Genomic DNA, 15,812 nt, shown 5'->3' on the forward strand with positions numbered 1-15,812 from the left:
GTGCCGGGCGGGCCGGGCGGGCCGGGCGGGCGGGGCCGTACAGCGGTGCGGCGCAGGAGCCGCAGAGGAGGCCGGGCTCGCCGCCGCAGCCGGCGCAGGTCTCGGGGAGCAGGAAGTCGATCAGGTCGCCGAAGAAGCTCATGGCCTCGACGATCCCGGCCGGCGCCGGCCCCCGGAAGGCCCTCGCCGAAATGTGGATAACCGGCCCGCGACGTCGTCCACATTTCCGTGTTCCGGACGCAGGGCGCCGGGATTCGGGCTATGTGAGCGCGGCTCCGGGGTCAGTGCGCGTAGCTGGGGTCCCGCGCGGGGGTCGGGCAGATCCACTGGCTGTACGAGGTCACGGGCGGGCGCTGGCGGCACACCTGGTCCTTGCCCGACGACCACGTCCCGATCAGGACCGGGGAGCCCGGAGCCGCGGCGATGGTGCGAGGCTCGCCGAGGGCGCCGACGCCCATGGACGTGATGGCGCTCCCGTTCACGGGCATCAGGTACGGCAGCGTCTGGGAGTCGCGCTTGGCGCGGCCGAGGACGGCGAGGGTGTCGTAGTCGCGCCAGGCCAGGTCGACGGCGTCCTGGAGTTCGGACGAGACGGGCAGGAACGATCCCACGTCCAGCGACCCGTCAGGGGTGGTGGCGATCCGGCCCATCTGGACCTCGGGCCGCCCGTCGATGCGGACGATGACGGCGGCGCGGACCCCGTCGCGGGCCACGTGGAACGCCAGCACCTGGCGTCCGCCGAGTCCCCAGTGGCCGGCCTTCACGGGCGCCTTGCCAGGGCGCCGGACCCACAGCCACGACGCCTTAGGAGTGCTCTCCACCGTCCACAGGGTGCCGTCGCGGCTCCAGGAGGGTGCGGTGAAGCGTGCGCCCTTGTGGGCGTTCAGCAGGACATGGATGGACGGGCTGCCCGCGACGGGCCCGGTGGTGACGAGCTGGCGGCCGTCCGTGCTGAGGCCCGCGAGCTCCTGGTAGTTCGGCGATACGGCCGGGTGGGACAGGCGTCCGGCGGCGCCGGTGACGACGGGCTGGGCATGGTCGCCCTGGAGGGTGCCGATGAAGCCGGCGGTGGCGGCGACGTAGGCGGTCTGGCGGACCTGCTCGTCGGGGTCCTGGCCGTCCGGGGAGTTCCCGTCCCAGGAGTGGACGGACTGCGTGGCGTCGGAGCCGTCGGGCGTGACGGTCTCGCCGTCGATCTCCAGGCGCCAGCGTTTGATCTCCGAGAGCTGCCGCAGGGTCCAGCTGAGCTGGGCCGACATGCGCTCCACGTTGCCGCCGCGGGCCTCCTGCGTGAGGTCGACGATCGCGAGGTCCTTGTCGATGCGGACGCTGCCGCCGCGCAGCCTGGTCCCCTTGGGGAAGGCGCTCTGCACCGCGCCGTTGAGCCAGGACGTGGGGCCGGACAGGAGGGCCTGGACGAGCTGGGTGGGCAGCGTCTCGCGGTCCACCACCGGCAGGAAGATGCCGTTAGGGACGAGCGTGTGTTCGTCAGGGGCGAAGAAGTACAGGTTGACGGTGCGCATAGCGCGCTCGACGTCGTCCTTGGTGAGGAACAGGCCGGCCTTGTCGTTGCCGGGCAGCCCGGTGATGCGCCATACGCCCTGCTGGGTCTTGGCCAGCTGGAAGTCGGCCTCGAAGCTCTTGGGAGCGGCGGTGTACTGGCCGTCGGAGTCGATCGTGCCGAGCTGGTCGCCGGTGATGTGCACGGTGGCCTGGTTGGCGGACGTCTGGTCCACGTGGGGGTCGACCGTGCGGCTCGACAGGACGTCCACGTACGGCCGTAGGCCGGGGTCCCAGGCGTTGGGGGTGCTGAGGTACTCCTTGGCGACCTTGTGGCCGTCGTCGAAGCTCGCGGAGGCGGTGAGGAAGCCGGAGACGATCTGGGTGGGTCCCCAGTCGGGCTGCGGGCTGACGGGGATGAGGCGGACGTACGGGTCGTCGACGCGTTCGGCCTTCTCGGCGGGCTTGCCGGTGACGACCTGACCGCCGGTGGGGACGTTGGCGCATCCGGTCGCGCAGAGGACGAGTACGGCCGCGACCGCGACGGCGGGCCGCACCCGCCGGTGCCGGAGGCGCAGCGTCGTACGGCGGTCGCCGGTCAATCCCCCGCCTCCAGTTCGGCGAAGAGGGGGCGCGCGTCGCCGGCCCCTGGCGGGACGAGCGGGAGGGGCGATCCGCGCAGTTCGGCCCCAGCGACGCGGGGCAGCGACAGGCGGAACTGGGAGCCGACGCCGGGTTCTCCCCAGGCCTGGAGCCATCCGCCGTGCAACTGGGCGTCCTCCCGGGAGATGGACAGCCCCAGCCCGGTGCCGCCGGTAGTGCGCGCGCGGGCGGGGTCCGCGCGCCAGAAGCGGTCGAAGACCATCTGTCCCTCCCCCGGTTTGAGGCCGACGCCGTGGTCCCGCACGGCGACGGCGACGGCGTCACGGTCGGCGGCGACCGACACCACGATGTCCTCGCCCTCGCCGTGCTCGACGGCGTTGACGACGAGGTTCCGCAGGATGCGCTCGACCCTGCGGCGGTCCACCTCGGCCATACAGGGCTCGCCCGGGAGCTGGAGGACGACCTTGCTGCCCTTGCGCTCGGCTAGGCCCTGGATGTCGCCGACGACGCGCAGGACCAGGTCGCGCATGTCGAGCGACTCGGCGTCGAGCGTGGCGGCGCCGGCGTCGTGGCGGCTGATCTCCAGCAGGTCGGCCAGCAGCGACTCGAACCGTTCGAGCTGGCTCTGCAGGAGTTCCGCGGACCGTCCCACGGCGGGGTCGTCGAAGGTGTCGCGGTTCTCGTAGAGCATGTCGGCCGCGATCCTGATGGTGGTCAGGGGCGTGCGGAGCTCGTGGGAGACGTCGGAGACGAACTGGCGCTGCAGCTGCGACAGGTCCTCCAGCTCGCCGATCTTCTCCTGGAGGTTGGCGGCCATGTCGTTGAAGGAGCGGGCCAGGCGCGCGAGGTCGTCCTCCCCGCGCACGCGCATGCGCTCTTCGAGCCGTCCTGCGGCGAGCCTCTGCGCTCCTTGGGCGGCCAGCCGTACCGGGATGACGACCTGGCGCGTCACCAGTGAGGCGATGGCGGCCAGGAGCAGCACCAGGACGACCCCTACGCCGACCATGGAGCGGCTCACGTTGGTGAGGGTTCGCTGCTCCTGGTCCAGGGGGAACAGGTAGTACAGCTCGAACTGGCCGGACTTGCCGCCCACGATGAGGCCGCGTTCGGACGGGTGGCCGCCGACATAGGTGAGCTTGCCGTAGGTGTAGGCGCGTGCTCCACCGGGGGCGTGCTTCATCTCGTCCCTGAGCCGCTTGGGGACGCTCTCCTTGCGGAGCTCGTTGGTGGCGTACCCGTCGAAGTACTCGGCGGTGGTGTCGCGGATGTACACCTCGTACAGGCCGGACGGGCCGCTGCGCGCCTTCAGGCGGTTCACCACGGCGTTGAGGCGGCTGCCGTCCTCCGAGGCGGGCGACGTGCTGTTCCCCAGGTCCCGCTGTACCTGCGCCAAGCCCTCGTCCAGCTGGAGACGGGCCGCCTTGACCTTGCCGTCCATGAGCGCGGTCGACACCTGCTGCATCAGGAACACGCCCAGGATGGCCACCACGATCGCCGAGATGAACAGTGTGGAGGTGACCACCCGTACCTGGATGGAGCGGCGCCAGCGCATGTAGGCGCGGCTGGCCGTGCCGCGCAGGACGCGCCGCAGCGTCACCAGCCCGCACCGCACGAGCCGCTTCGCCCTCGTCATGTCGGCCTTCACGAGGGGTCCCGGGGGCGGGGTGGCGTGGCGGTCATCGGCGTGCCGTTCCGGCTGTCACGAGGGGCGCGGGACCGGGGGGTCAGGCGGGCCCGGCCTTGTAGCCGACGCCGCGCACGGTGACGACGATCTCGGGCCGCTCGGGGTCCTTCTCGATCTTGGCGCGGAGCCGCTGGACGTGGACGTTCACCAGGCGGGTGTCGGCGGCGTGCCGGTACCCCCAGACCTGCTCCAGCAGGACCTCGCGGGTGAACACCTGGCGGGGCTTGCGGGCCAGGGCGACGAGCAGGTCGAACTCCAGCGGGGTCAGCGGGATGTGCCGGTCGGCGCGCTTCACCGAGTGCCCGGCCACGTCGATGGTGATGTCGCCGATCTGCAGGGTCTCGGGGGCGGGCTCGTCGGTGCGGCGCAGGCGCGCGCGCACACGGGCGACCAGCTCCTTGGGCTTGAACGGCTTGACGATGTAGTCGTCGGCGCCCGATTCGAGGCCGAGGACGACGTCGACGGTGTCGCTCTTGGCGGTCAGCATGACGATCGGCACCCCGGACTCGGCGCGGATCTGCCGGCAGACGTCGATGCCGTCGGCGCCCGGCAGCATCAGGTCCAGCAGCACCAGGTCGGGCCGGGTCTCCCGGAACGCCTCGAGCGCCTTGTCGCCGTCGTGCACGAACGACGGCTCGAAGCCCTCGCCCCTCAGCACGATGCCGAGCATCTCGGCGAGCGCGAGGTCGTCGTCGACGACCAGTACACGTCCTCTCATGGCCCTCATCGTCACAAAGTCGGGGTTCGGTGGAGTGGGGTGAGACGCTCCGGCCCCACCTCGCCAGGGAGAGATATGCCTTGGCGTGCAAGGTTACCTGCGTTTGCCTCGTACATGACTCCTCCAGGCGTCCGGTGGCCGCCCCGTGACGCGCCCCAGGGCGCGGCATGGCGAGAGGCCCGCCTTATGCGCGCCTTATGCGTCACCCCATACAAGGGCGGGATTGTAAACGGGACTCCCGAAACACATGCCAGGTTGTCCGGGATCGGAAGCTTTCGTCCCTGTGCGCGCCCGTCAGGGCGCAGATCGTCATCGACCGGGCCCGTGTCGGCATATGCGGCGGCTCGCCCGTGACAGGATGACCTGACCGGCGGCCGCGGCACCATGGGCCGTCCACGCCGGGACACCCCCCGCCGAAGACCGCAGGGAGCCGACATGCCGGGACCGGACGGCTGGGACGACGACGCGGACGCCGACGTCCCGTTCCGCCCCTTGTCCATCTCGGAGATGCTGGACGGGGCGATCGCCGGCATCCGGCGCCGCCCGCGCACGGCCCTCGGCACGGCGCTGGCGTTCAGCGCGGTGATCCAGGTGGCGAGTTCCGTCGCCGCGTACTTCTTCATCGGCAACGAGGCCCGCGACGAGGTCACGCCGGGGCTGCTCCTACGGTCGTTCGGCGCGCAGATGACCCTCGCCGTCATGGGTCTGGTGCTGTCGGCCTACGGGATCCTGGTCCTGTCGGGGCTGCTCGCGCCGATCCTTGGGCGGGAACTGGTGGGCCTGCCGATCGCCCCCCGGCAGGCGTGGCGGGACGCAAGGCCGCGGCTGGGACGGCTCGCCGCTACGGCGGCGGTGGTGCTGCTGGTGCCGCTCGCCGCGATGATGGCGCCGATCGTGCCGTTCATCCTCCTGGTGGCGTCGGGTGCGCATCCGGCCCTGGGGGCGGTGGCGGCGATCGTCGGCTTCCCCGTCGGCATAGGGCTGATGGTGTGGTCGTACATCCTGCTGGTCCTGGCCGTACCTGCCGTGGTGCTGGAGCGTACGAACGTCGGTGGCGCGCTTAAACGGGCCCGGGTGCTGTCCAAGGGCCGATGGTTCCGCACATGCGGGACACTGCTGCTGGCGATCCTCATCACGGTGTTCATGGGGTTCTTCGCCTTGCGCATCCCGTTCCTGGTCATCCAGCTGATCTTCTTCGGGATCGGCTCGGACGGCGGCTCGACGTTGGGCTCGCTCGCGGTCGACACCGCGGGCCGGATCATCAGTTGGGCGGTGGTCCTGCCGTTCGACGCCGGGGTCATCGCGCTTCTCTACATGGACCGCCGTATGCGCCGTGAGGGCCTCGACCTTGACCTGCGTACGAGGGGACGGTCCGCCGCCGAGCTGGCGGCCGCTTCCGGCCGTGACGAAGGTGGCGGTAGTGGCCCCGGTGGCGAAGGTGGCTCCGGTGACGGAAACGGCCACGCGGACGACGGCGATAGCGAGGGCTTCATCGACCTGTGGCGGCCCCGCCCTGCAGGCGCCTGGCATGAAACCGGATCGGAAGCGGGGGCGCGCCGGTGACGCTCGACCCGATCGGCCGCGACGAGGCCCGCGAGATGGCGCGCCGTGAGCTGGACAAGCAGATCTACCAGCGGGACAAGCCGTCCTGGCTGGAGCGCGTGTGGGACAGATTCTCCGAGTGGCTCCAGAAGCTGTTCAGCCACGCCTCCCATCCGAACGCGCACGGCAGCGGCGGCGGATGGTTGTCCATAGCCGTCATCGTGGTGATCGCCCTGGTGGCGGTGGGCCTGGTGGTGTGGCTCATGTGGGACCGGCGCAATCCGCGTTCCAGGGAGGACCCGCTGCTGGAGGACACGCCGTCGACCGCCCTCGACCACCGGGAGGCCGCGGAGCGGCTCGCGGCCGAGGGGCAGTGGGCCGAGGCCATCCGGGAGCGGCTCCGCGCCATCGCCCGCGATCTGGAGGAGCGGGCTGTACTCGCGCCGCGCCCCGGGCGCACGGCGGACGAGCTGGCGGCGGAGGCGGGCGAGGCGGTGCCCGAGCTGGCGGACGCGCTGCGCGCCGGCGTGCGGGTCTTCGACGACGTCTGGTACGGCGACCGTCCGGGCACGGCCGAGAGGTACGCGCAGGTCAAGGAGCTTGACGAGAGGGTGCGCGCGGCACGTCCGAAGCCGCTGGAGTCCGACGGCCTCACGCCCGCAGGGGTCGGCGCCGACGATCCGGACGGAGGCACGCGATGGTGATGCAGTCGCCTGCGCGCGCACACGAGACGGGCGGCGGAACGAACGGCGGCGGCGCGCGCGGCGAGGCGTCCGCCCGGCAGGTCGCCGGTCGCCGCTGGCGGTCGGCGCGCGGCGTGGTGGCGGCGCTGCTAGCGATGGCCGTGATCGCGGTCATCCTCGCGGCGCTGCGCCCGTCCGGCTCGCCCGACCGGCTCGACCCGACGTCCCCGAAGAGGGACGGCTCGCGCGCGCTCGCGGAGATCCTCAAGCAGCACGGGACGCCCGTAACGGTGGCGAGGCACGCCGCTCAGGCCGTCGACGCGTCCGGCACCGGCACCGTCATGGTGGTGACGCGCAGCGAGCGGCTCACCCAGGACGACATCGACCGGATGCGGGGCGCGCAAGGGGACCTGCTGCTCGTCGAGCCGACGGCTCCCGTGCTGGAGGCGCTCGCGCCGGGCGTGGAGATCCAGAACACCAGCTTCGCCAGTACGGCCGACCCCGAGTGCTCCCTGCAGGCCGCCACGCTGGCGGGCTCGGTGACGTTCGGCCAGTCGCAGACCTACGAAGTGTCCGGCAACGCCGTCTCCTGCTACGAGGTGGACCAAGAGGCCCGCCTAGCACAGGTGCAGGACGGTCCCAGGACCGTCACCGTGCTGGGCTCCAGCGCACCACTCACCAACCAGCACCTCGCGGAGGAGGGCAACGCGGCGCTGCTGATGAACCTCGCCGGGGCGCGCCAGTCCGTGGTGTGGCTGGCGCCCGACATCCCCACCGAGGGCGCCGGCGCGGGGCAGGAGTCGCTGACCGACCTGCTGCCGTTCGGCGTCAAGCTGTTCTTCCTGGAGCTGATCGTCGCGGTCGCCCTCGTGGCGCTGTGGCGGGGGCGGCGGCTCGGCCCGGTGGTGGCGGAGGCGCTGCCCGTGGTCGTCCGCTCCGCTGAGACGGTCGAGGGACGCGCGCGCCTGTACCGGGCGAGCCGCGCCCGGGACCGCGCCGCCGGCGCGCTGCGCTCCGGCGCCCGCGAGCGCCTCGTCCCGCTCCTCGGCCTGCCGCGCAGCAGCGCGCAGGACCCCGCGGCCGCGCAGGAGATCGTCGCGGCCGTGGCCCGCCGGACCGACCGCGACGAGGCCTACGTCGGCGCGGCCCTGTACGGTCCCGAACCCGTGGACGACGCCGGGCTGATCGCCCTCACCTCCGTCCTCGACGACCTGGAAAGGCAGGTACGCCAGTCGTGAACCACCCTGTTGACCTCGGGAAGGACGACGTGCCCGGCCCGCTGCCCGGCGACGCGCCGGCCGACACCCCGCCGGGCGCCGCGGGCGTGTCCGAGGAGATCCGGCGGCAGGCCGAGACGGCCCGCGCGGCGCTCGCGGCCCTGCGCGGCGAGGTGGCCAAGACGGTCGTCGGGCAGGACTCGGTGGTGACCGGGCTCGTCATCGCGCTGCTGTGCCGCGGCCACGTGCTGCTGGAGGGCGTCCCCGGGACCGCCAAGACGCTGCTCATCAAGACGCTGTCGCGGGCCCTCGACCTCGACTTCAAGCGCGTCCAGTTCACCCCGGACCTGATGCCGGGCGACGTGACCGGGTCCCTGGTGTACGACAACCGGACCGCGGAGTTCGAGTTCCGCGAGGGGCCCGTCTTCACCAACCTGCTGCTCGCCGACGAGATCAACCGGACGCCGCCGAAGACGCAGGCGTCGCTGCTGGAGGCGATGGAGGAGCGGCAGGTCTCGGTGGAGGGTGCGGCCCGTCCCCTGCCGGATCCGTTTGTGGTCTGCGCGACGCAGAACCCGATCGAGTACGAGGGCACGTACCCGCTGCCGGAGGCGCAGCTCGACCGGTTCCTGGTGAAGCTGACGGTGCCCGTCCCCACGCGGGACGAGGAGATCAGCATGCTGCAGCGGCACGCCGCGGGGTTCGATCCCCGCGACCTGTCGGAGGTGAAGGCCGTGGCGGGCGCCGCGGAGCTGGCCGCGGGGCGCGCCGCCGTCCGGGCCGTTCACCTGGACCCGAAGGTCGCCGCGTACGTCGTGGACCTGTGCCGCGCCACGCGCCAGTCCCCGTCGCTCCAGCTCGGCGTCTCCCCGCGCGGCGCCACCGCCCTGCTGGCGACCTCGCGCGCGTGGGCGTGGCTGTCCGGCCGCGACTACGTGACTCCGGACGACGTGAAGGCGCTGGCCCGCCCGACGCTCCGGCACCGCGTGCAGCTGCGTCCCGAGGCCGAGCTGGAGGGCGCGACCGCCGACGGGGTGCTGGAGGGCATCCTCGCCCACGTCCCCGCTCCGCGCTGATGGCGCTCACCGGACGCCTGGGGCTGCTGGCGCTGCTCGGCGCGGTGGCGCCGATCCTGCTGCCGAGCTGGTGGACGCTGCTCGCGCTGTGGGGCGCCCTGCTGCTCGGAGTCTTGGTGGACCTCGCCTTGGCCGGCAACGTGCGGGCGCTGCGCTTCCACCGGTCGGGCGACACCAACGTCCGCCTCGGCGAGACGGCCCATGTGGCGCTCATCGTGGAGAACCTCGGCCGCCGCCGGCTCAAGGCGCGGCTGCGGGACGTGTGGCCGCCCAGCGCCGCCGCCGCGCCCCGGACGGTGCACGTGGACGTCCCCGCCGGGGAGCGCCGCCGCGTCGACATGGCGCTGACGCCGACGAGGCGCGGTGACCGCCGTGCCGTCACCGTCGTGGTGCGGTCGGTGGGACCGCTGGGGCTGGCCGCCCGGCAGCTGTCGCGGTCCGCGCCGTGGACGGTGCGCGCGCTGCCGGCGTTCCCGTCGCGCCGCCACCTGCCCGCGAAGCTGGCGCGGCTGCGGGAGCTGACCGGCGCGCACGTCGCGCTCATCCGCGGCCAGGGGACCGAGTTCGACTCGCTGCGCGAGTACGTCGACGGCGACGACGTCCGCTCCATCGACTGGCGGGCCACGGCGCGGCGCGCGGACGTGGTGGTGCGGACGTGGCGCCCGGAACGCGACCGCCGGATCTACATGGTGCTGGACACGGGCCGCACGTCCGCGGGCCGGGTCGGGGACATTCCCCGCCTGGACTGCTCTATGGACGCGGCGCTCCTGCTGGGCACGCTGGCGTCCCGGGCCGGGGACCGCGTCGACATGCTGGCCTACGACCGGCGCGTCCGTACGCGCGTCGAGGGCGCGTCGCGCACCGACCTGCTGCCCGCGATGGTGCACGCGATGGCGCCGCTGGAGCCGGAGCTGCTGGAGTTCGACGCGGCGGGGATGGTGTCGACGCTGATGGCGCGGGTGCGGCAGCGGTGCCTGGTGGTCCTGCTGACCGAGCTGAACACCGCGGCGATCGAGGAGGGGCTGCTGCCGCTGCTGCCGCTGCTGACGGCCCGGCACCTCGTCATGGTCGCGGCCGTGTCGGATCCGCGGGTCGGCGAGATGGCCGGCGCGCGCGGCGATCTCGCGGCGGTGTACGACGCGGCGGCCGCGGAGCGGGCGCGGGCCGAGCGGCGCCGGCTGACCGCCGAGCTCCGCTCGCACGGCGTCGAGGTCGTGGACGCGCCGCCTCAGGACATCGCTCCGGCGCTCGCGGACGCGTACCTCGCCCTCAAGGCCGCCGGCCGTCTCTGAGCGGCTCAGCGGCCCTCTCAGCGGCGCCTGGACGGCCGCCGGGGGCCGCGGGACACCCGCCCGGACCGGCACCGGCGCCGGTTGACGGCGGTTTCACCTGGTATGACGCGTTCCCCTCCGGGGCCGGCCGACGCCTCCGAGGGCCGCCCGGCGACTCCGAGGGCAGGCCGGCGACTCCGGGGGTCAGCCGGCGACCGGGACGAGATCGGGGCGCAGCTCCGCGTCGCCGGTCTCGCCCTGCCGGGTGGCGCGGCGGCCCAGCACGATCACGTACCCGAGGAACGCCGTCTCGGCGACGACGCCGATCGCGATCCGCAGCCAGGTGACGTGCACCCAGCCGGTGACGAAGCCCTCGATCAGCCCGGACACCAGCAGCACGCCGACGAGCCCGATCGCGATGCTGATCGCGGCGCGCCCCTCCTCGGCGAGCGCCTGGCCGCGGCGGCGCCGCCCCGGGTCCACGACCGTCCAGCCGAGCTTCAGGCCCCCCGCGCACGCGAGGTAGACAGCGGTCAGCTCCAGCAGGCCGTGCGGCAGGATCAGGCCGAAGAACACGTCGCCCTTGCCGTAGGCGAACATCAGCCCGCCCGTGACGCCGAGGTTGATCTGGTTCATCAGCAACACGTACACGGTGGGGATGCCCAGCAGGATGCCGAAGATGAGCGCGATCGCCGACACCCACGCGTTGTTGGTCCAGACCTGGAACGCGAACGACGCGGCGGAGTGCTCGGTGTAGTAGTTCGCGAAGTCGTGCTCGACAAGGTCCCGGATCTCGTTCGGGGTGCCGATGCTCGACTGCACGTGCGGGCTGTGGACGACCCAGATCGCCAGGGCCAGCGCCAGCAGGTTGCCGAGGACCGCATTGCCCAGCCACCACCACCGCATCCGGTAGGCGGCGGCGGGGAACGACACCGTCACGAACCGCGTGACGTCCCGCCACATCGGCGCGTGGGCGCCCGCCACGGCGGCCCGGCCGCGCGCCACCAGCGACGACAGCCGCCCCACCAGCTCGGGATCCGGCGAGCTCGACCGGACGACCGACAGGTGCGTGGCCGTCCGCTGGTACAGCTCGACCAGCTCGTCGGCCTCCACGCCGGTCAGCCTGCGGCCGCGGTTGATGAGCTGCTCGAGGCGCAGCCAGTCGGCGTTGTGCGCGGCCACATAGGCGTCGACGTCCACCCGGGGAGACTAACGCCTGGGCCCGCGAAGGCGGCAAGATGGACCGGCCCCGGCATTGGAGGATCAGGACATGGCCGAACTCGTCACCGGCGAGGCCGTCGCGCTCGACATCCGGGTCGCGCGGCTGGCGAGCCGGGGCTGTGCCCTGCTGCTGGACCTGCTGTTCCAGCTCATCCTGCTGAACGTCGCCATCTACGTGACGGGCCTGACGGCCCTGGTCGCGGACGAGGCGTGGACCGTCGGACTGTCCCTGGTCGCCCTCGTCGCCGTGATGGTCGGCTACCCGTGCGCGTTCGAGACCCTCTCGCGAGGGCGGACGCTCGGGAAGATGGCGATGCGGATCCGGGTCGTGGCCGACGACGGCGGGCCGATCAGGTTCCGGCAGGCGCTCGTGCGCGCGCTCGCCGGCTTCATCGAGTTCTGGACGCTCTACGGCGCGCCCGCGCTGATCACCTCGTTCTGCAACCGGCGCGGCAAGCGCCTCGGCGACCTGTTCGCCGGGACGATCGTCATCCAGGAGCGGATCTCGTCGTCCGGCCTCTTCGGCCCGGTCGCCGTCATGCCCCCGCAGCTGGCGTGGTGGGCGCGGTCGCTGGAGATCTCGATGCTCTCGGACGAGCTGGCGATGACGGCCCGCCAGTACCTGTCGCGGTTCTGGGAGCTGCTGCCGGAGGTGCGCGACTCCCTGGGGCAGCGCATTGCGGCGCAGGTCGTCGCGGTGGTCAGCCCGCCGCCGCCTCCGGGCGTCCGCCCGGAGATCCTGCTGTCCGCCGTCCTGGCAGAGCGCCGCCACCGCGAGGAGTGGCGGCTGGCCCAGCGCAGGGCTCGCCGCCTGCGCCGTGCCGGGCAGGCGGGCTGGGCGCAGGCTCCTGCTCCTGGCGCCGCCCCTGTTCCCGCCCCGGCGATGGCCATGGCCGGAACAGGCCAGCCTCCCCCGCCCGGGTTGCAGGGGCCTCCCCCGCCCGGTTGGCAGGGGTTTCCCTCGCCCGGGTGGCAGGGGCCTCCCGCCGGCCCGCCGCCGCGGCCCGCCCCGTACCCGCCGGGCGCTTACCCCACAGGCCCCTATCCCGCCGGTCCTCATCCGACGGGCTCGTACCCGACCGGCCCGTACCCGACCGGGGGTTACCCGGTCGGTGGCCCTCCAGCAGGGCCCTATGCGGGCGGCCAGTACGCGCCTGCCCCGTATCCGGTGCAGGGCACGCAGCCCGGCGCATACCCCGGCGGCGGGCAGCCGGGCCGGTAGCCGGACCTTCCGTCGACGCCTCCCGACCAGCGGCGGGAGCGCCGTGTTGTCATCTACCGCCGTAAGCCGGCGCCGTTGTTGTGCATTTCTCCGACTTCCCGGGGATCTCCTCGCCTCCTAATATCCGAACAAATTTCACGTTCAGGAGGCGGGATGCGCGTCCGCAGTGCCCTCGGCCGGATCACCCTGACCACCGCGCTGGCCCTCGCCGGGACGGCGGGGACCGCGACGGCCGGCGCCCCCGCGCACGCGGACGCCGCGCCGCTCTCCACCATCACCGACGAGCAGGGCCGGACGCTGGTCCTGCACGGCCTCAACACCGCGAGCAGCGCCAAGGGCGACAGCGGCCTGCCGTGGATCGACCGGGACGACGTCGTCCGCGAGGCCCGCGAGATGGGCACCGATTCGGTCCGCTACCTGATCCAGTGGAAGAACGTCGAGCCGGAGCCCGGGCGCTACGACGACGCCTATCTCGACGAGGTCGCCGAACGCGTGGCCTGGTACCGGGAGCAGGGCATGCACGTCATCCTGGACATGCACCAGGACATCTACGGGCCCGCCGCGTGCAAGGGCGCCGGGAACGGCGCGCCCGCCTGGGCCACGATCACCGACGGGCTCCCCTGCACGCCACAGGACCCCTGGGTGCTCACCTACCTCCAGCCCGCCGTCCTGCGCGCCTACGACAACTTCTGGAACAACACCGGGAAGCACCCGGAGCTGATGCAGCGGTACGCGGCGATGTGGCAGCACGTCGCGCAGCGCTTCGCCGAGGACCCCGCGGTCCTCGGCTATGACCTGATGAACGAGCCGTTCGGCGGGACCCGCCAGTTCGGCTTCTTCGAGGGCCCCATCCTGACCCCCTTCTACCAGCGCGTTGTGGACGCGATCCGGAAGGTCGACCAGGACAACTGGGTATTCGTGGAGCCGCAGGCCCTCGGGTCCAACGAGGGCGCCGAATCGTCCATCGCACCCGTCACGGACCCGCGTCCAGGGACGCCCCACATCGTCCTGGCCCCGCACTTCTACCCGGGTGGCGTGGACCTTGGCGGCGCCTACAGCGGAGCCACGAAGCTCCTCATCCAGGCACAGTTCGCACTATGGAAGCGCAACATGCCGGCGGCGGCGCGGCGCCTGAACGTGCCGATGTGGCTCGGTGAGGTCGGCGGCATGGGGCAGGACGCCTCCGGTGCGGCGGACTTCACCGGCGACTGGCTCTCCATGGCGGACGACCTGGGCATCGGCTGGTCGTACTGGTCCAACGACCCCGGCTCCGTGGGCGTGACCGACGGCAACGGCAACCCGACACTCTTCGCCAAGCTTCTGGCCCGCCCCTACGCAAGGGCCATAGCGGGCACCCCGGTCAAGATGTCGTACTCCTCGCCGACGCTCACGGTGTCCTGGCGCAACAAGGCCGGTGTGTCGGGCCCCACGGAGATCTGGTTCCCGTCCACTCCGAAGGTCACGTCGACCGACCCGGCCGGGACGTGGCGGACGGCCTGGGACGCCGGCCGCCACGTCCTGTCCGTGTGGGCCGACCCCGACACGGCCGCCCACACCGTCACCGTCACGCCATAGCCCCTGCACGGGCTTCGCCAGGGCGCTTATGCGGCGCTGCTCCAGGCCCGGCGTGCCACGGGAGGCAGGACGCGTCCGAAGACGTGACCGGCGAAGTGGCCGCCGGCCAGCAGCGTGCGCTCGTCCTCCAGGTCGGCGAGCAGCGACTCCCGGGTGGCGAGCGCCTCCTCGGGGGCGTCGTCGAAGAGGAACCCCCACCGGCTCTCCGCGACCTGGACCTGGCAGTGCATCACGTCGCCCAGGATGATCAGGCGCCGGTCGTCGCCGTCGCCGGTGACGACGAGGCTCTGGTGCCCGGGGGCGTGGCCGGGGGTCGCGCGGACGCGGACGCCCGGCGCGATCTCCTGCCCGTCGGCGACGAAGCCGACGCGGTCCGCCAGCGGGTCCCGCACGGCGACGGCGTCCGGGCCGATGATCTCCGAAGTGCCCTTCCAGTGCCGCCACTCGGCCTCGGCGACGAGATGGCGCGCGTTGGCGAAGGTCAGGCCGCTCGGGACGCGTCCTTCGGGGAGGGTGGGGGCGGGCGCCACATCGGTGGTCCAGCCCACGTGGTCGTGGTGCAGATGGGTGTAGACGACGGTGTCGACGTCCTCGGGGGCGAGTCCTTCCGCGGCGAGACTGCGCAGCAGTGAACCACCCTTGAACGAGGCAAGGCCCGGCACGTCGAAGTCCACTTCGCCCAAGCCGAGGTCCACCAGGACGACGCGGTCGCCCGTGCGGACGAGGAACGAGCCGATGCTGATGGGGAGCCGTCCGTCGGCGTCCAGGAACTCGCTGTGCGTCGCCCAGCCGGTGGGCGCGCTCGCGGGGAACACCGCTGTGGGGACGACACTGGCGTGCCCGTCGGGCAGGAAGGTGACGGTGGTGGCGCCAAGGCGGACCTGTGCGCGGGAAGCCGGTTGAACCATGACCATCCTCTCGTGGGGCGGCCTCGGGCGGAGGCCGCTGCACCCACTATTGGAGAGTCACTAACTATTGGGAAGTACCCACTTGCAAGTGCGCGCCCCCGCCGGAGTCGAACTCCAGGCGGGCCCGCTCCACCTCGTTGATGTGCTTCTCCGCCCAGTCACGGACGGCGGCCAGCGGCTCCTCGAGCGTCCGGCCGAGGTCCGTCAGCCGGTACTCGACCTTCGGCGGGACCGTCGGATGCACGTGCCGGGCCACCAGCCCGTCGCGCTCCATGCTGCGGAGCGTCTGGGTGAGCATCTTGTCGCTGATGCCGTCGATCTCCGCGCGGAGTTCGGAGAAGCGCCGCGTCCCGCCGGTGAGGACGCCGACGATCAGCGCCGTCCACTTGTCGGCGATCCGGTCCAGCGCCGCGCGGGACGGGCACGGGGCGCTGTAGACGTCGGCGGGCCTCCCGTCGGGGAGCCAGGCCAGGGGCGAGCGGCCCGGCGTGCCCGGACGCGGTCTGCGGGTGCGCGGCGGTCTCGGCATGCCGCCACACTAACCATCGGAGAGCACGGCGGTCAGCGGGCCGCCGAGCCAGCGGCCGGCGAG

The 15,812-nt window shown here is 72.7% G+C and carries 13 protein-coding genes; 7 read left to right on the forward strand and 6 right to left on the reverse strand.

What is annotated here, in order from left to right:
• Positions 1-281: 281 nt before the first annotated feature.
• The 3 genes from F9B16_RS04935 to mtrA form a co-directional block, all read right to left on the reverse strand.
• Complete coding sequence (locus F9B16_RS04935; protein ID WP_225991357.1) at positions 282-2,102, reverse strand: LpqB family beta-propeller domain-containing protein; 1,821 nt, start codon at positions 2,100-2,102, stop codon at positions 282-284.
• The gene (gene mtrB, locus F9B16_RS04940; RefSeq protein ID WP_151538626.1) at positions 2,099-3,736 is read right to left on the reverse strand and encodes an MtrAB system histidine kinase MtrB; all 1,638 of its coding nucleotides are present in this window, start codon (positions 3,734-3,736) and stop codon (positions 2,099-2,101) included. Before mtrB ends, F9B16_RS04935 begins: the two co-directional genes overlap by 4 nt.
• Before the next feature lie 91 nt (positions 3,737-3,827).
• Entirely contained in the window at positions 3,828-4,505 is a 678-nt protein-coding gene (gene mtrA, locus F9B16_RS04945) for an MtrAB system response regulator MtrA (protein WP_151538627.1), read from the reverse strand.
• Positions 4,506-4,940: 435 nt separating this feature from the next.
• On the opposite strand from mtrA, the gene F9B16_RS04950 reads away from it, so the two are divergent.
• From F9B16_RS04950 to F9B16_RS04970, 5 genes are all read left to right on the forward strand, one after another.
• Positions 4,941-6,068 carry a hypothetical protein gene (locus F9B16_RS04950; protein ID WP_151538628.1) on the forward strand — a complete coding sequence of 376 codons (1,128 nt, stop codon included), beginning with the start codon at positions 4,941-4,943 and terminating at the stop codon, positions 6,066-6,068.
• Positions 6,065-6,751 (forward strand): DUF4129 domain-containing protein, encoded by a 687-nt coding sequence (locus F9B16_RS04955; protein ID WP_151538629.1) that lies wholly within the window; start codon positions 6,065-6,067, stop codon positions 6,749-6,751. Before F9B16_RS04950 ends, F9B16_RS04955 begins: the two co-directional genes overlap by 4 nt.
• Positions 6,745-7,968: a DUF4350 domain-containing protein gene (locus F9B16_RS04960; RefSeq protein WP_225991358.1), complete on the forward strand. Its 1,224-nt coding sequence runs from the start codon at positions 6,745-6,747 to the stop codon at positions 7,966-7,968. The genes F9B16_RS04955 and F9B16_RS04960 overlap by 7 nt, the downstream gene beginning before the upstream one ends.
• An 86-nt stretch (positions 7,969-8,054) precedes the next feature.
• Complete coding sequence (locus tag F9B16_RS04965; RefSeq protein WP_225991366.1) at positions 8,055-9,023, forward strand: AAA family ATPase; 969 nt, start codon at positions 8,055-8,057, stop codon at positions 9,021-9,023.
• The gene (locus tag F9B16_RS04970; protein ID WP_151538631.1) at positions 9,023-10,315 is read left to right on the forward strand and encodes a DUF58 domain-containing protein; all 1,293 of its coding nucleotides are present in this window, start codon (positions 9,023-9,025) and stop codon (positions 10,313-10,315) included. Before F9B16_RS04965 ends, F9B16_RS04970 begins: the two co-directional genes overlap by 1 nt.
• Positions 10,316-10,498: 183 nt before the next feature.
• Here the strand turns inward: F9B16_RS04970 and F9B16_RS04975 are convergent, their stop codons facing one another.
• Positions 10,499-11,494 carry a stage II sporulation protein M gene (locus tag F9B16_RS04975; protein ID WP_151538632.1) on the reverse strand — a complete coding sequence of 332 codons (996 nt, stop codon included), beginning with the start codon at positions 11,492-11,494 and terminating at the stop codon, positions 10,499-10,501.
• Between the two features lie 70 nt (positions 11,495-11,564).
• Here F9B16_RS04975 and F9B16_RS04980 point away from each other — a divergent pair, with 70 nt between their 5' ends.
• Both F9B16_RS04980 and F9B16_RS04985 read left to right on the forward strand, forming a co-directional pair.
• Positions 11,565-12,737, forward strand: coding sequence for an RDD family protein (locus tag F9B16_RS04980; RefSeq protein WP_151538633.1), 1,173 nt, complete (start codon positions 11,565-11,567; stop codon positions 12,735-12,737).
• Positions 12,738-12,890: 153 nt separating this feature from the next.
• A complete protein-coding gene (locus tag F9B16_RS04985; RefSeq protein ID WP_151538634.1) occupies positions 12,891-14,312 on the forward strand; it encodes a cellulase family glycosylhydrolase in 1,422 nt (473 codons plus the stop codon).
• A 26-nt stretch (positions 14,313-14,338) separates the two neighbouring features.
• Here the strand turns inward: F9B16_RS04985 and F9B16_RS04990 are convergent, their stop codons facing one another.
• Both F9B16_RS04990 and F9B16_RS04995 read right to left on the reverse strand, forming a co-directional pair.
• On the reverse strand, positions 14,339-15,220 hold the full coding sequence (locus F9B16_RS04990; RefSeq protein ID WP_151538635.1) for an MBL fold metallo-hydrolase: 882 nt from the start codon (positions 15,218-15,220) through the stop codon (positions 14,339-14,341).
• A gap of 64 nt (positions 15,221-15,284) precedes the next feature.
• Positions 15,285-15,749: a winged helix-turn-helix transcriptional regulator gene (locus F9B16_RS04995; protein ID WP_151538636.1), complete on the reverse strand. Its 465-nt coding sequence runs from the start codon at positions 15,747-15,749 to the stop codon at positions 15,285-15,287.
• Between the last annotated feature and the right edge of the window lie 63 nt (positions 15,750-15,812).

It is taken from the genome of Actinomadura montaniterrae (assembly GCF_008923365.1).
Lineage (GTDB): Bacteria > Actinomycetota > Actinomycetes > Streptosporangiales > Streptosporangiaceae > Spirillospora > Spirillospora montaniterrae.

Excerpts from the sequence above, each read along its gene's own strand:
- mtrB (WP_151538626.1), bottom strand. The coding sequence starts at position 3,736 with ATGACGAGGGCGAAGCGGCTCGTGCGGTGCGGGCTGGTGACGCTGCGG.
- mtrA (WP_151538627.1), bottom strand. The coding sequence starts at position 4,505 with ATGAGAGGACGTGTACTGGTCGTCGACGACGACCTCGCGCTCGCCGAG.
- F9B16_RS04950 (WP_151538628.1), top strand. The coding sequence starts at position 4,941 with ATGCCGGGACCGGACGGCTGGGACGACGACGCGGACGCCGACGTCCCG.
- F9B16_RS04960 (WP_225991358.1), top strand. The coding sequence starts at position 6,745 with ATGGTGATGCAGTCGCCTGCGCGCGCACACGAGACGGGCGGCGGAACG.
- F9B16_RS04970 (WP_151538631.1), top strand. The coding sequence starts at position 9,023 with ATGGCGCTCACCGGACGCCTGGGGCTGCTGGCGCTGCTCGGCGCGGTG.
- F9B16_RS04980 (WP_151538633.1), top strand. The coding sequence starts at position 11,565 with ATGGCCGAACTCGTCACCGGCGAGGCCGTCGCGCTCGACATCCGGGTC.
- F9B16_RS04985 (WP_151538634.1), top strand. The coding sequence starts at position 12,891 with ATGCGCGTCCGCAGTGCCCTCGGCCGGATCACCCTGACCACCGCGCTG.
- F9B16_RS04990 (WP_151538635.1), bottom strand. The coding sequence starts at position 15,220 with ATGGTTCAACCGGCTTCCCGCGCACAGGTCCGCCTTGGCGCCACCACC.
- F9B16_RS04995 (WP_151538636.1), bottom strand. The coding sequence starts at position 15,749 with ATGCCGAGACCGCCGCGCACCCGCAGACCGCGTCCGGGCACGCCGGGC.